Source organism: Marinobacter persicus, assembly GCF_900114155.1.
Lineage (GTDB): Bacteria > Pseudomonadota > Gammaproteobacteria > Pseudomonadales > Oleiphilaceae > Marinobacter > Marinobacter persicus.
In genome coordinates this window covers 1-14,660 of record NZ_FOSC01000010.1, presented here as the reverse complement: position 1 = coordinate 14,660, position 14,660 = coordinate 1, and the positions used below count along the sequence as shown (strand labels likewise).

General features: G+C 58.7%; 14 protein-coding genes and 1 pseudogene. 3 read left to right on the top strand and 12 right to left on the bottom strand.

All coding sequences use genetic code 11. The annotated features are described in order from the left end of the window. Both BMZ63_RS11595 and BMZ63_RS11590 read left to right on the top strand, forming a co-directional pair. A complete protein-coding gene (locus tag BMZ63_RS11595; RefSeq protein ID WP_091705688.1) occupies positions 1 to 2,379 on the top strand; it encodes an ABC transporter permease in 2,379 nt (792 codons plus the stop codon). 21 nt (positions 2,380 to 2,400) lie between these two features. Beyond that, positions 2,401 to 3,609: an efflux RND transporter periplasmic adaptor subunit gene (locus BMZ63_RS11590; RefSeq protein WP_091705687.1), complete on the top strand. Its 1,209-nt coding sequence runs from the start codon at positions 2,401 to 2,403 to the stop codon at positions 3,607 to 3,609. Here BMZ63_RS11590 and BMZ63_RS11585 read toward each other — a convergent pair. From BMZ63_RS11585 to BMZ63_RS11550, 8 genes are all read right to left on the bottom strand, one after another. Beyond that, on the bottom strand, positions 3,606 to 6,521 hold the full coding sequence (locus tag BMZ63_RS11585; protein ID WP_091705685.1) for an FAD-binding and (Fe-S)-binding domain-containing protein: 2,916 nt from the start codon (positions 6,519 to 6,521) through the stop codon (positions 3,606 to 3,608). The two genes, BMZ63_RS11590 and BMZ63_RS11585, sit on opposite strands and share 4 nt — an antisense overlap. Before the next feature lie 72 nt (positions 6,522 to 6,593). Beyond that, the gene (gene ybaK / locus BMZ63_RS11580; protein ID WP_091705684.1) at positions 6,594 to 7,061 is read right to left on the bottom strand and encodes a Cys-tRNA(Pro) deacylase; all 468 of its coding nucleotides are present in this window, start codon (positions 7,059 to 7,061) and stop codon (positions 6,594 to 6,596) included. 30 nt (positions 7,062 to 7,091) lie between these two features. Then, entirely contained in the window at positions 7,092 to 7,412 is a 321-nt protein-coding gene (locus tag BMZ63_RS11575) for a rhodanese-like domain-containing protein (protein ID WP_091705682.1), read from the bottom strand. Between the two features lie 83 nt (positions 7,413 to 7,495). Further along, entirely contained in the window at positions 7,496 to 8,860 is a 1,365-nt protein-coding gene (locus tag BMZ63_RS11570; RefSeq protein ID WP_091705680.1) for an MFS transporter, read from the bottom strand. After that, a complete protein-coding gene (locus BMZ63_RS11565; RefSeq protein ID WP_091705679.1) occupies positions 8,814 to 9,881 on the bottom strand; it encodes a hypothetical protein in 1,068 nt (355 codons plus the stop codon). The genes BMZ63_RS11570 and BMZ63_RS11565 overlap by 47 nt, the downstream gene beginning before the upstream one ends. 238 nt (positions 9,882 to 10,119) lie before the next feature. Then, positions 10,120 to 10,506, bottom strand: coding sequence for a hypothetical protein (locus BMZ63_RS11560; protein ID WP_091705677.1), 387 nt, complete (start codon positions 10,504 to 10,506; stop codon positions 10,120 to 10,122). Positions 10,507 to 10,599: 93 nt separating this feature from the next. Continuing rightward, positions 10,600 to 11,163: a hypothetical protein gene (locus BMZ63_RS11555; protein WP_091705675.1), complete on the bottom strand. Its 564-nt coding sequence runs from the start codon at positions 11,161 to 11,163 to the stop codon at positions 10,600 to 10,602. Between the two features lie 152 nt (positions 11,164 to 11,315). Beyond that, positions 11,316 to 11,582 carry a DksA/TraR family C4-type zinc finger protein gene (locus BMZ63_RS11550; protein ID WP_091705673.1) on the bottom strand — a complete coding sequence of 89 codons (267 nt, stop codon included), beginning with the start codon at positions 11,580 to 11,582 and terminating at the stop codon, positions 11,316 to 11,318. A gap of 263 nt (positions 11,583 to 11,845) precedes the next feature. Here BMZ63_RS11550 and BMZ63_RS11540 point away from each other — a divergent pair. Continuing rightward, a pseudogene (locus BMZ63_RS11540) lies at positions 11,846 to 12,120 on the top strand (type II toxin-antitoxin system CcdA family antitoxin). Between the two features lie 168 nt (positions 12,121 to 12,288). Here the strand turns inward: BMZ63_RS11540 and BMZ63_RS11535 are convergent. The 4 genes from BMZ63_RS11535 to panB form a co-directional block, all read right to left on the bottom strand. After that, on the bottom strand, positions 12,289 to 12,555 hold the full coding sequence (locus BMZ63_RS11535; RefSeq protein ID WP_091705672.1) for a DUF2442 domain-containing protein: 267 nt from the start codon (positions 12,553 to 12,555) through the stop codon (positions 12,289 to 12,291). Then, a complete protein-coding gene (locus BMZ63_RS11530; RefSeq protein WP_091705670.1) occupies positions 12,515 to 12,754 on the bottom strand; it encodes a DUF4160 domain-containing protein in 240 nt (79 codons plus the stop codon). The genes BMZ63_RS11535 and BMZ63_RS11530 overlap by 41 nt, the downstream gene beginning before the upstream one ends. A gap of 97 nt (positions 12,755 to 12,851) precedes the next feature. Continuing rightward, positions 12,852 to 13,610, bottom strand: a complete 759-nt coding sequence (locus tag BMZ63_RS11525) for a DUF4145 domain-containing protein (protein ID WP_177187074.1) — start codon at positions 13,608 to 13,610, stop codon at positions 12,852 to 12,854. A gap of 93 nt (positions 13,611 to 13,703) precedes the next feature. Beyond that, positions 13,704 to 14,489 (bottom strand): 3-methyl-2-oxobutanoate hydroxymethyltransferase, encoded by a 786-nt coding sequence (gene panB, locus BMZ63_RS11520; protein WP_091705667.1) that lies wholly within the window; start codon positions 14,487 to 14,489, stop codon positions 13,704 to 13,706. Between the last annotated feature and the right edge of the window lie 171 nt (positions 14,490 to 14,660).

Sequence of the window (14,660 nt, the reverse complement as noted above, 5' to 3'; positions counted from 1 at the left end):
ATGTTCGGCCTTCGCGGCAGCGTCCTGCACACCAAACTGAAACGAGAGCTCTGGCAGATCCGGGGCCAGGTGCTGGCCATTGCCCTGGTGATCGCCGGCGGCATTGCGGTGTGCCTGCTGTCGGTGGTGAATTACACCTCCCTGGACGCGACCCGCCAGCAGTACTACCAGGAACAACAGTTTGCCGATGTATTCGTCTCCCTCAAACGGGCGCCCCGCCACCTTGAACAGCAGATCGGGCAAATACCCGGTGTCCGGGAACTGAGCGCCCGGGTGGAAGGCGCTGCCAAACTGGAAGTAAGCGGCTTCACAGACCCAGTCTCCGCCCGCCTGGTATCCCTGCCACCCACCGGCCAGCCGGCGGTGAACCGGCTGCACCTGCGCCAGGGCCGGCTGCCGGACCCGGGCCGCCACCAGGAAACCGTGATCATCGGCAGCTTTGCCGATGCCCATGACCTGCAACCGGGCGATACCCTCAGTGCCGTGATCAACGGCCGCAAACAGACCCTCACCGTGGTGGGCATCGCCGAATCACCGGAATTCATCTACGTGATCCCGCCCGGCGGCATGCTGCCGGATTACCAGCGCTACGGCGTACTGTGGTTGTCCCGGGAAGCACTGGCCTCGGCCATGGATCTGCGCGGCGCGTTCAACAGCCTGGTACTGCAGACCACGCCCGACTACCCCGTGGCGGATGTCATCGACCGCCTGGACCGGCTGCTGGGCCGCTATGGCAGCACCGGGGCCTACGCCCGGGAAGACCAGTTTTCCCACCGGTTCCTGAGCGACGAACTGGAGCAGCTCAAGGTCATGGCGATCATCTTTCCCACCATCTTCATGGGCGTGGCCATGTTCCTGCTGAACGTGGTGATCGGCCGTCTGATCAGCACCCAGCGCGATATCGTTGCGGTGCTCAAGGCCTTTGGTTACAGCAACCGGCAGATTGCCTGGCACTACAGCCAGCTGGTGCTAACCATAGCCACCATTGGCCTGCTGATTGGCACCGGCATCGGCCTTTGGCTGGGCCGCGCGCTGGGCGAGCTGTACATGGACTACTACCGGTTCCCGGCCCTGCTGTTCCGCATCAACCCGCTGTGGCTGGTGTTGCTGGCGATACTGAGTCTTTCGGTGGCCTGGCTGGGTGGCTGGCGCGCGATTCGCCGGGCGGCGGCCCTGCCGCCGGCGGAAGCCATGCAGCCGGAGGGTCCCGCCCGCTACAACGTCTCCCGAATCGAACGCCTGTTGTCCCGGGTGCGTTTCCGCCAGCCCTCCCGGATGATTGTCCGGCAACTGGCCCGGCGGCCGGGGCGTACCGCGTTGTCCATTGCCGGCATTGCCATGGCCACCGCCATTGTCGTGGTGGGCAATTTCCAGTTCAGTTCGGTGGAACTGATGGTCCATACCCAGTTCGCCCGCGTCCAGAAACAGGATCTGACCGTCACCCTGACCGATCCCGTGAACCAGTCGGCGCTTTACAGCATGGCCCGACAACCCGGCGTGCTCTATACCGAAGGCCGGCGCTCAGTGGCGGTGGAGCTGGTCAGCGGCCATCGCACCTGGCGCACCGCCCTGACCGGCCTGCCGGAAAACGCCCGCCTGCAGTTCGTGGTGGACAGTAACCTGAACAACGTGGCCATCCCGGCCAGCGGCCTGTTGCTCACCGATTTTCTGGCCCGGCGGCTCAACGTAAGCCCGGGGGATTCTCTGCAGGTACAGGTACTGGAACAACACCGCCCCACCCTGACCCTGCCCGTGGCGGGCGTCACCAGTGAATTTCTCGGCGTTGGCGCCTACATGAACCTGGAGGCCATGAACCGGGCACTGCGCGAAGGCCCGGTGGTCAACCAGGTATTGTTGAACCTGCAGCCGGAGATGTCCGACAGTGTCTACCAACGTTTGCAGGACACTCCGAGGGTCATGGCCACAAACCAGCGCCGGGCCATGCTCGACAGCTTTTTCGACACCCTGGCCAAAACCTTCCTGACCTACACTTTCATCATCAGCCTGCTGGGCGGCATTATCGCCTTCGGCGTGATCTACAACACCGCCCGTATCTCGCTCGCCGAGCGCGCCCGGGACCTGGCCAGCCTGCGGGTACTGGGGTATAACCAACCGGAAGTCGCCCATATCCTGCTTGGCGAACTGGCCCTGCTACTGGTACTGGGCATTCCCCTGGGCTGGGCGTTTGGCGCGGGTTTGGGCCAGCTGGTGGTCACCGCCATGCAGACCGAACTCTACCGCGTGCCCCTGATCATCACCGGGCAAACGCTGGCCCTGGCGGCCTGTGTGGTGATTGCCTCGGCGCTGGTGTCCGGCTTCATAACCTGGCTGCGGCTGCGTAAACTGGATCTGGTGGCGGTACTGAAAACCCGGGAATAGCCCCTGACAATGGAATTGGCGATGGCAAACAAACAGCGAATCACAGGAAAACGGATCTTCTGGGCCCTGCTGGCGGCACTCGCTGTGGCCGCCTTTGCCTTCGTAATGCGCCCGGAACCGGTCTGGGTGGACCTGGCCACCGTTGAACGGGGCCCCATGGAGGTCACCCTGCTGGAGGAGGGCAAAACCCGGGTGAAAGACCGGTACCTGATTTCCTCACCGGTCACCGGCTATCTGCATCGCCCGCAACTGCACGTGGGCGACCCCGTGATTCCCGGCGAACTGCTCACCTGGGTGGACCCCATGCCCGCCACCATGCTTGACGCCCGCAGCCGGGCCGAAGCCGAGGCGCGAATCGAGGCGGCCCGAGCCACGCTGGAGTCCATTCGCCAGAAAGTGGCGGCCGCCGAAGCCGAGGCAGAGTTTGCGGTATCGGAATACCAGCGCCTGCAGCGTCTGGAGAGTTCACGCTTTATTTCGGCCGAACAGTTGCAACAGGCCCGGACCACGGCCGACCGGGCCCGGGCCATCCTGCGCTCGGCCCGGTTTGATGAAGAGGTGGCCAAACACGAACTGGCCGCCGCCCGGACCCGCCTGCAGGTTTCCTCCGCCAACGAGAATGGGGGAAAACCGGCAGAGCGGGTCGCTGTTCGCTCCCCGGTAAACGGCGCAATCCTGACCCTGGCCCGGGAAAGCGAAGGGGTAATCCAGGCCGGCGAGCCCATCCTGGAAGTTGGCGATCCCGGCGCGCTGGAAGTGGTGGTGGACGTGTTGAGCTTTGATGCCGTCAAGCTGGCCCCCGAAACCCGGGCCAGGCTCAGTGGCTGGGGTGGCCCCACCCTGGAGGCGGTGGTGCGCCGGGTGGAACCGGTAGGGTTCGAAGACGTGTCCGCACTGGGTGTCGAGGAGCAGCGAGTACAGGTGATTGCCGACATCGTCAGCCCCCGGGAGCAATGGGCGCAGCTGGGGGATGGCTACCGGGTGGATGCTGAGTTCATCCTGTGGCAGAGCAATGACACCCTCCAGGTGCCCGCCTCCGCCCTGTTCCAGCACAATGGAACCCAGGCGGTTTTTCGGGTGCGCGACAACATGGCCACCATACAGCCGGTGACAGCCGGCCAGAGCAATGGGCTTTACACGGCGGTCACCGATGGCCTCAGCGCAGGCGACCAGGTGGTCCGCCACCCGGGCCGGGAACTGTCCGATGGCGACCGGGTGCGGGAACGTTAGGAAGCCTCTTCTGAACAGCCGGCGGGGCCACAGAAAGCCCGCTCCAGCAACTGGGCACTGTGCAGCACGTTCCGGCTCGCGCCCCGCTGAATCTGCTCCCGGCAACTGAAGCCATCCGAGACGATAAACGTACCCTCGTCGCTATTACGCACCGCTGGCAGCAGCACGTCCTCCGCGATGCGTTGCGACACCTCGTACTTGTCGGCTTCAAATCCAAAGCCGCCGGCCATCCCGCAGCAGCCGGTATCCGGCGTGTTGACCGTCAACCCCAGCTTTTCAAACACCGCCCGGGTGCCGTCCATGCCGTCAAACGCCTTCTGGTGACAGTGACCGTGCAACAACACCGCTCCTTCCAGAGTTGGCCAGACCCGGAGCTCCAGGGTATTCAGGAAATCCGGCAATAGCCAGGTGTTCCCAGAAAGCCACTTGGCCCGCTCATCGTTCGGGAAGAAATTCAGCAGTTCATCCCGGAACACGCTCATGCACGATGGTTCCACGCCCACCACAGGAATACCGGCCCGAATCGCCGGTTCCAGCACGGCCATGGTCTGCTCCAGGCGCTTGCGAGCCTTGTCCAGAAAGCCGTAATCGTACAGGGGGCGGCCACAGCAAAGCGGCTTACCCGGCAGCTGCACTTCGTACCCCAACGCTTCCAGAACCCGCTTCGCCGAACCAGGCACGCCGGCGTCCAGGAAGTTGTTGAATGTGTCCGGCCAGAGCATCACCGTTGGGCGATCGCCCCTGGCGGGCACCGGTGATTGATAATTTTTTGTGAACGGCTGGTCGGAAAACTTCGGCAGCTCCCGATGCTCAGACATGCCGGTGACGGCACGCACGGCCTGATTAATGCCCGGAAGGCCCGTCAGGGTGTTGACCAGCTTCGGGGCATAACCCGCCAGCCGGGACCATTCGTGGATTCTCCCGAAAGTCCAGGCCTGCTTCGGGCGCCGGTTGCGCTCGTAGTAATGGGCCATGAACTCGGCCTTGTAGGTGGCCATGTCCACCTGGACCGGGCACTCGTGCTTGCAGGCCTTGCAGCCCAGGCACATCTCCAGGGCATCGTGTACGGCTGGCGAGTTCCAGCCAGTGTCCACCGGGTCACCTTCCAGCATTTCAAACAGCAGCCGCGCCCGGCCCCGGGTGGAGTGCTGTTCTTCCCCGGTGCCCCGGAAACTCGGGCACATGATGCCCCCCGAACCGCTGCGGCATTTGCCCACGCCCACGCAGCGGCCAGCCGCCTGGGCGAAACTGCCCAGGTCCTTGGGAAAGGTGAAATACAGCGGCTTCGGGTCCATCTGGCTGGAATCCGGCCCCACCCGAAGGTTTTCATCCATGCGGTAGGGCTCGATCAGCTTGTGGGGGTTCAACCGGTGCCCCGGGTCCCACAGGGCCTTGAATTCGGCAAAGGCCTGCATCAACTCCGGGCCAAACATGCGCGGCCAGAGTTCTGCCCTGGCCTGGCCATCACCGTGCTCGCCAGACAGAGAACCACCGTAGGAAACCACCAGATCGGCCGCTTCCTCGGTAAAGGCTCTCCACTTTTTCACACCCTCGTGGGTGGAGAGATCGAACGTCACCCGGCCATGAATACAGCCGTCGCCGAAATGCCCGTACAGTGACGAGCGGTAGCCGTAGCGGTCCAGCAAAGCGCGGTAGTCCCGCAGGTACTGGCCCACCTGGGCCGGGTCCACGGCCGCGTCTTCCCAACCCGGGTAGGTTTCCGGCTCGCCGGGGAAAGCGTTGGTGGCCGCCGCACCGCTCTTGCGCACCGACCAAACCAGATTGGCCTCGGCGGTATCGGTGTAGATGCGGCTGTCCCGGCAACGCTCGCCCACCCGTTTCAGGGCTTTTTCCGCCTTTTCCTCGGCTTCCTCGAAGGTGTCGCCGCCGTACTCCGCCAGCAACCAGCCATCGCCTTCCGGCAGTCCCTCCAGCGCTTTCAAACCATAGCCCTTGCGGCGCATGTCGGACACGATCTGGTCGTCGATACCTTCCAGCGCCAGCGGCCCGGTCTCCATGATCGCAGGCCCTTCGTCGCCGGCCTGGCAGATATCGTCGTAGCCGAACACCACCAGCACCCGGTGCGGCGGGCTGGGAATCAGCTTTGCCCGCGCGGAAAGCGTGATGGCGCAGGTGCCCTCGGTGCCGATCAGCGCTTCGGCCACGTTGAAGCCGTTTTCCGGCAGCAGGGCTTCAAGGTTGTAGCCGGAGACCCGGCGGCGGATCTGGGGAAAGCCCTGGCGAATGGCGTCGGCGTACTTGTCCCGCAGGTTTCTCATGCCGGCGTAGAGTTCGCCCTTGCGCCCGCCAGCCGCGATGATTTCCTCCAGTTCCTGCTCGGAGGTGGGGCCAACGGTCAGGCGCAGGCCGTCGTAGGTCAGCACCTCCATGGATTCGATGTTGTCGACCGTCTTGCCCGCCATCACCGAATGGGCGCCGCAGGAGTTGTTGCCCACCATGCCCCCGAGGGTGCAGTGGGTGTGGGTGGAGGGGTCCGGACCAAAGGTAAGCCCGTGCTCTTCGGCGGCGTTACGCAGTTGATCACACACCACGCCGGGCTGGACGTCGGCATGGCGGGCCTCCGGGTCCAGGTGCAGGATCTTGTTCATGTAGCGGGAAGTGTCCAGCACAATGGCGGCGTTGCAGGTCTGCCCGGCCAGGCTGGTGCCGGCACCGCGCGCAAGGAGTGGCACCTCGTATTCCCGGGCCAGTGCCACCACGGTTTCCACATCAGCGTCATCCCGTGGCAACACCACACCCAGCGGCACCTGGCGATAGTTGGAGGCATCGGTGGCGTAGAGCGCCCGGTCCGCCGGCTCCAGGCGCACGTCGCCGCGCACCCGGGCTTTCAGGGCCTCTGCCAGATCGGTGGGAAATTCGCCGTTACCGGAGGTCTGCTGCGTTTTCGCCATGGCGTCGGCTCCTGTGAGCGGTTGTCAGACAAACATTCGCCAACCACCGTGCCAACAGGACCTGATTACGGCTTACTGACAGATCTCCGCCAACACAGCGTTGGTGAGGCTTTTCAGATCATCCGGGCTGAGCTCGATCTCAAGCCCTCGGCGCCCGGCACTGATATACACAGTGTCGTAATCCGCAGCGGAAACATCAATGATGGTCTTCAAACGCTTTTTCTGCCCCAGCGGGCTCACACCACCCAGCACATAGCCCGTGGCCCGCTCCACATCCGCCGGCGGTGCCATGGTGGCTTTTTTTGCGCCGGCGGCGCGCGCAATCTGCTTCATGCTCAGCATGCCGGAAACCGGCAGCACCGCTACCGCCAACGCTTTGTTATCGAGGCTAACGACCAGCGTCTTGAACACCCGCGAAGCCGGCACGCCCAGCTTGTCCGCCGCCTCCTGGCCGTAGGATTCGCTGTCCGGATCATGGCTGTACTCATGCACCGTATGGGCGATCTTCTGTTTCCTGGCGAGGTTTATTCCCGGTGTCATCGGATGTTCCCGTATTATTGCCCTTAAAAGTTACTGCCCTTCAAACATACTCATGGAGCGGCGCAAGCCGCCATCCAATACCGCCACGTTGCGATAACCCAGCTCCATCAGTGCCTTGGCCGCACGGGGGCCGCGAGTGCCACCGTTGCAGTAACAGATGATTTCCTGGTCCCTGTCGGTAAGCACGTCCGGCGCCTGGAGATTGATGGCCCGCACGCTGATGTTGATGGCCTCGGGCAGATGAAAACGACTGTAATAATCGTGCTCCCGCACGTCCACCAGGACCGCACCCGCCGCAACACGCTCGTGCACCTGTTCCGGTTGCACTTTTTTCGTAATAACCTGCTCCATCACCCTTCCCCCTGAACCTGATTACTTGGCAAAACCGGCAAAAGAATAACGTTTTCTGACTGTTAGCGATACTTTTCAGAACCTCAGACACCGACTTTTCTTTCTTTTCCCGTACCCGCATCCGGCACCGTCAGCATCAGCAGGAAACCAACCGCGAAAAACACCAGCACCGTGCTCATGCCCCAGCGCTGGCTGCCGGTTGCTGCAGTAACGGCACCCACCAGCAACGGCCCGGCAAAGGCCGTGGCCTTGCCCGAAAAGGTAAACAGACCAAACATCTGGTTACGCAGGTGCACAGGCGCGGCCCGGGCCAGGTGCGAACGGCTGGCCGCCTGCAGCGGGCCGACAAAAATACCCAGGGCCATGCCAAAGACCCAGAACCAGAACACGGTTTCCACCAGAAGAATGGCGGTGGCCGTGGCCGCCAGCCCCGCCAGTGACAGGAAAATGGTATTGCGCCCGCCAATGGCGTCGTCTACCCAGGCAAAACCCAGAGCGCCGATGCCGGCGGTCACATTCAGGGCAATCCCAAACTGCAGCACTTCGGTCTGGCTCATGCCAAACGTGCCGGCGGCATACACACCGCCAAAGGTAAACACCGTGGCCAGGCCATCCGTGTAGAGCATTCGTGCGATCAGAAAACGCAGGATATGGCCATATTCCCGGGCGTGGGCCAACGACTGACGAAGCTGGCCGAGCCCGGCCCTCAGCGCCTGGCCGGCCGACAACCCGGAGGCGGGCTGGTCTGGCGTGAAGAAAAACAGGGGCAGCGCAAACACCAGATACCAGATGGCCACGAGCAGGAACGTCGCCCGCACATGCTCAGCCTCATCGCGATTCAGCCCCAGAAAACCAGGGTCTGCCTCCACCAGCCCGAACAGCGCCACCACCAGGCAAACCACCCCGCCAACATAGCCAAGGCCCCAGCCCCAACGGCCCAGTTTCTCCGGCGCGGCCAGGTCCGGCAGCATGGTGTTGTAGAAAATAAAGGCGAATTCCGCCCCCAGGATACCCAGGCTGACCCAGACCACCGCCCACCAGAAATCGTCCACCGTGGGGCGCACAAACCAGAGCATGGCGCAGGCCACCACACACAGAAGGGTAAAACCGACCAGCCAGGGCTTTCGGCGGCCGGAACGGTCGGCAATGGCGCCCAGGACCGGTGCCGCCAGGGCAATCACAATGCCGGTCACACCAACAATGTTGCCCCAGTATTCAGTGCCCGCCACATCATCGCCCACCACGCCCTGGCTGAAGTAACGGGCAAACACAAAGGTCAGAATGATGGTGAAGAAGGCGCTGTTGGCCCAGTCGTATAGTGCCCAGGACCAGAGGGCCCTGGGGCGTGCGCCGGACGTGGATTGAAGGCTAGTTTGACTGGACTGTATAGATAGGATGTTTTTACTCCTTATCCCCGGCGTCGTCACTACTGAGCCTCTGTAGATCATCCAATGCTCCGGGTGACATCACCAACTTTCGCTTCTTTCCTGGCTTGATATCAGGAGGGATAAAATTGTCCATAACATCCCGGTATTGGTGCTCCATAAAGCTGTGAGCCTTTTCGGTTTCACAAGCAACCAGGCTTTCAATATTTTTCAGACTGCCCTCGATCACCTGCATGTCACCGAGAAAACTCCGCCACCGAACCCGATGCATGGCCTTCTCGTTCTGCATAACAAAATTAACGTTTATTTCCCCCGGAACCAGAGACTTGTCACGCGAAATATATGCTTGGGGCGGTTCGGCAGCTAATTCCCGATGGAGTGCCAACTCAACATCTTGTTGGTATTGCCACCAGCGCCGCCTCACCTCCTCCAACTGCGCTTCCTGGCCACCGGCATCCAGCCGATAATCCCAAAGCATGCCTCCTTTTTCAGGCTTACCGTGGTTTGGACCTTGCACATAGGTTGAAGGGATGAGTTCATCAAGCTTGTCATCTCCACTCTCCGAAACTCTATCCACCACGTATCCCGCCAGAGAATAGAGATTGCCGTATACCAACTCGTTATTCATAACCAGACGAATCCAACGAGGATGGTGCAGGGGGAAATAACCAGGACTGATATAATTTTTTAACTCTCTGTGGCGCCATTTTTCCTGGAAGAGGAAGTCATCATGGTCATAGTCATAGAGAGTCTCGAAATCGAGCAGCGACACGCCTTCAGAGAGCGATTCATTGAGAAAAACGAAATCCTCACCGATCCCCTGAGTCAGCAGGTCTGCCGGATTCACCTGATTCAACTGTTCCAGGGAAAGATTTCTCCAGACATCTGCCGCGTCCTGCACTGAACAGTCAATACCAAGAATTTCCTTGAGCAGAATCTGCTCTATCCTGTGGCGAACCTCCATCCCTGCTGTCGCCCGAAACCTCTCTTGAGCGTCCGGACTCCAGCTAAAATAGTCGGCACTGCCCGCCATCAGCGCCCGGTTGGCTGCGGCACGGATATCATTGGTAATAGCCAGCGTCATTGTGAGCTCCTTTCACAAGTTTCAGGGTTTACATAATACAGTAAAACCTCACCACTCAAACTTCGCCCGATACTCGAGCCACAACCATCAGCTAAAACCGCGAACTTCTCGATAGCGATCTATAGTGCAAGAATGAATACAAGGGGATGTTGATAAAACAGGTAGGTTTTGTCTCGCTCTTCAGAGACCAAGTTGTCGGAGCTCTGGGCTTAGTAGTCACCGAATTTAAGAGAAGTCCCTATAGGTCCACACCCACCTTCAGCAACACACGGACATTACCCGCGTCCCAGTCGCCAGCCCCGAACCGCTCTTCGGCAGAGGCCTGATAACCCGCCTCACCACCAAAAAAGAAGGCCCCGTGGCGGAACTGTACGCTGGCACCCGCCTGGCTTTCCGGCGGCGTATCATCAGGGGCGCGGGTTTCCAAACCCAGAACGCCTTCGGCCGGCCCGGAGCCAGCCGAGACAAAGCCCGGAGCCACGCCCTCTGCGGCCAGCGCCAGAGCGGGTTGTGCCTGGTGATCAACGCTACTGAAACCGGGCACTTCCCTCCCCTCAGCCGCAACGCCCAGGGGTGCACCAGCGGCCACAAGACCGACAAGCAAGGCGCAAATCTGTTTTCTCATCACATGGCCCCTGACTGGATTCTGATAGACCCGGCCATGCTAACCATGAATTAACATCGCGTCTGTGACGCGGTTAAATAATGAGCAAACCCACTACAGATTCACTCCCACTTTCAACAGAACCCGGGCGTTATCCGCATCCCGGTCCCGGTTGCCAAACCGCTCTTCTGTCGTCACCTGGTAACGCGCCTCGGCACCGGCAAAGAAGGCGCCCTCGCGATAATGCACACTGGCACCGGCCTGAATACCCAGCAGCGTGTTGTCGCGTGAACCGGTATCCACATCCAGAACGCCAACGCCCGGGCCAAAGCCGAACTCCAGGTTCTCACCCATGGGCATCACATAGTGCGGATTGATTTCCAGGCTGTTGATCTCAACACCGTCTTCATCATATTGAGTCAGACTAACCTGTTGCCGAATGCTGTTGGTGGGCGGCTGAAGCAACGGACAATCCATAGACAGCTCCAACCCGTAAACACTGCCCGCATCCGCCGAACCAATGTCCGGATCCATCACACCACCGACCAGGGCAACCGTGGTTTGTGCCTGGTAACCCTCGGCATTGAAGCCCGGGAACGACCAGCCTTCCGCCGAAACCGTGTGAGATGCCGTAGCGGCCGCAAGACCAATAAGTGAAGCGCAGATCTGTTTTTTCATTTCATGACTCCCGTGTCGAATGCGGTTCAGGGATATCATGCTAGTAAGGAACGGTAACCGGGTCTGTGACGATGTCACATAACAAGGGCAACAGACCGTTACCTACACTCGCTGGTAGCCGAATGAAACTAATCAATATCGAAACCAACGAGCTACCGGAGCTGGCTGTCCTTACTGCCTCTGCGATTGACACCCCCGGCTCGGGTATCCTGCCTTTCAAGCGCTGACTGACACTCAATGCACAGCCGAACACCGGGAATGGCCTTGCGGCGGGCCTCTGGAATCCTGGCCCCGCATTCATCACATTCTGTGGCGCTCCCGCCTTCCGCTAACTGACTGCGTGCACGCTGAATTTCGTCTTCAACGCTTGCATCAATCTGCTCCTGAACCGCTCCATCACGTGACCAACCACCTGCCATAAACCCTCCGGAGTCTGGGTGACTGATTAGCTGTTCCCAAGCATGTACGCACGAAGCTGCCGCTCCTCGCGCATAACATAGAGAATGAGAACCGCTGCTCATCCTCACGATAAAAAATGCGACACGGTGGAACCACTACCTCCCTGTATACCGAATTAAACGCCCTGGCTTTACGGCGTGCCGGAGCGCCAGCGCGGGCGCGTCCGACAACAGCCATTGGCTAAATGCTTGCATGCGCATAGGGATGCGCATACGATCAAACTATGTATTCTGATCTTCTCCGAGGTCCTCATGGCCGAACTCTACAATTCAGCCGCCCCCCCCAAAAAGCAGCGAACCTCTCAATCAACAGCGATCTGCTGAGCAAAACCCGGGAACTGAACTTTAATTTGTCGGCTACCCTGGAACGAGCTCTGAAAGAAGAGCTTTCGAAACGCGAAGCCGCACAATGGGTTGAAAAAATCGCGCTGCGATAAAAAGTTACAACGATTTCGTCGAACAACATGGATGCTTCGGCGACGAATTCAGGGGGTTCTGATGGCACAGTTCTATGTGTACCCCAACCCGAGTAAAGTCAGCAAGGCTTACTACCCTACCTGGTGGATATTCAGAGCAGCCTCCTGAGCAATTTGGCCACTCGCGGAGGCACCACTCGCAGGAAGCGATAGAAGCCGCAATGGAAAAGACGTCGCCGTGCCTGCGATGGTTATATGCTGTGAGCGACGTTCGGGAACCTCTCGGGATGCTCTATAATTTCTTCCGTCAGGTCGACATCAAGGTCAGGCCAATAGAAGTGGCCTGGGGATTGTTCCTCAACGTTCACAATCGCGCTGACCGGCTGCTCCTTAAACCAGGGAAAACTGTTGTAGGGCATGAAAAACTCACGGTCGTGCGCCAGAAGCCACACGCCATGCGCAGAAATGTTCGTCACCTCAACTGCCGAAGTGCTGTTTCCAAGCGCTGACAAGCTCATCTCGGTGATCCTCCACCAATAATTCGATTTCTTTCAGTTGCTGCCGGTTGTATCCGTAATTTTTGGACAGCTCAAGTTCCGGTTCAAGCCAGAATTTTGCCTCGCCATCACCTGATACTACATGAACATGCACGCGAGACTCCTCTCGCGAGAAGAAAAAGAAACGATATCCTTTTTCTCGGAATACTGTGGGACTCATCCATACTCCTCACACTTAACGCCGCGAAGCACGCGCGGTTACGAAATGGAGGCGAAGCCGCAATGCAGTAACCGTCGCCGTGACTTGCATTGTTATATTACCTCGGCCCCTTCCGCTTGTTTATTTTCTTCGCCATTGAAGCAACTTTCTTTCTTCTATCATCATAGACTTCCTCGAGGATTTGACTGATGATTTCATATGCGTCGAAAACGTCGTCAAATGTCAGTTCTTGATGGCTATGACTTCCAGCATTTCCCAACCATTTCACGGCATAGAATAGCTCTTTAACATGATCGAACTTAGTTGGAAGCAAATCGATTCTTTGATGCAAATTCAGGTACTTTCTCTTTCCATTCGAGCTGTTAAATCTCTTTATTCTGAGCTCGGTCAGCAGGTTCTCCAGAGCAATCCGAACATGGTTCGCAGCTGACGACGGATCTGAGAATAATAGAGAGAAGGAGACGTCTAATTCACTAGATACCGACTCTGGTGTCTTTTCCGGTGGCGTGAATATCTTTAGGTGCGGGTGAAAGAATTCAGGCCTAAAAAAATCACAATAGTCTACGTCGTGCTCACCATTCTCATCGATTGTGTACTCCTGATCCACGCCGCCACTTCCTAAACTCGAAACGACTTCTTTGCAGTTCGAGTTTGTACACTCAAGGATGCAACAAAACACATAGTCAACCCAGTCGAAATCAAAGGCCTCGTGTCCATGCGAACGCCTTGAGGATTTCGTTTCATGGTGAGAAAACGAACCTTGCTGAACCTTCAGCCGTCCTTTACCACAACTCGGGCAGTGGAAGGGGGTCAGGCCCGACTTTCCGAAGGTTGATTTATATGCCTTTCGATCCATGTAACTCATCCTAAAATATAACGCCCGCAGCACGCGCGGCTACGGAATGGAGGCGAAGCCTCAATGCAGTAGGCGTCGCCGTGGCTGGCCTTGTTAACTTCTGTTGGTGCCAGTGAACTGAATGATGTTGCTCGGAAACTTCATAGACTCCACTTCCTCGGAAAACTCATTCGCCACTTTTAGAACGGTCTTACTGACGTAAGCGTACTGCTTCGAAAACGGAGGCCAGTAATCACCGAGCCCCAGCGCATCGTTAATGACCAATACTTGCCCGTCGCAATCTGGGCCAGCACCAATACCGATAGTGGGAATAGACAAAGCCTCGGTGATTTCGCCTGCTAGCGAATAAGGGATATGTTCAAGCACCACCATGAATGCACCCGCATTCTCAATTGATTGAGCTTCTTTCATGATTCTCTTCGCTTCCTCGCTGGACCGGCCGACTTGCTTGAAGTTTTTGGCTGTCTGTGGAAGCAAGCCAGTATGCCCTACCACAGGAATATTGCACTTCACCAAGTGCTGGATGACCTCAATATTGGGGCCCTCCAGTTTGACGCTGTCTGCGCCCGCCTGCATCAGCCGCTGAGCGTTGATGAATGCTGTTTCCGGATCGATATCTGTACCGTAAGGTAGGTCACCTATTATGTGGGTTTTCTTCGCACCACGGCGCACAGCACCTATGTGATATTCCATGTGCTCTATGGTGACATCCCGGGTGCTATCAAATCCCATTTCAACCATTCCAACTGTGTCACCAACAAGAATCACAGGAACCTTTGCTTCCTCAATACTTCTGGCAACCGGGCAGGTATATGCAGTCAACATAGGAATGGGCTTGGAGCCCTTCATCGCTACAAAATCTTGCGGATTCATTTTCATACCTTTCTCCTCATGTGTTTGCCAAGAAGTTAACGCCAGTGGTAATGGGCGCCAACGGAGCGCCGCGTAGTTGGCGTGGACTTCCCCCAATAAAATGGACACGCCCCATCAGTTGATTCCTTCGAACTCTAGCGGAGTCCGGTAACCAAGGCCACTGTGCAGCCGTTGGGT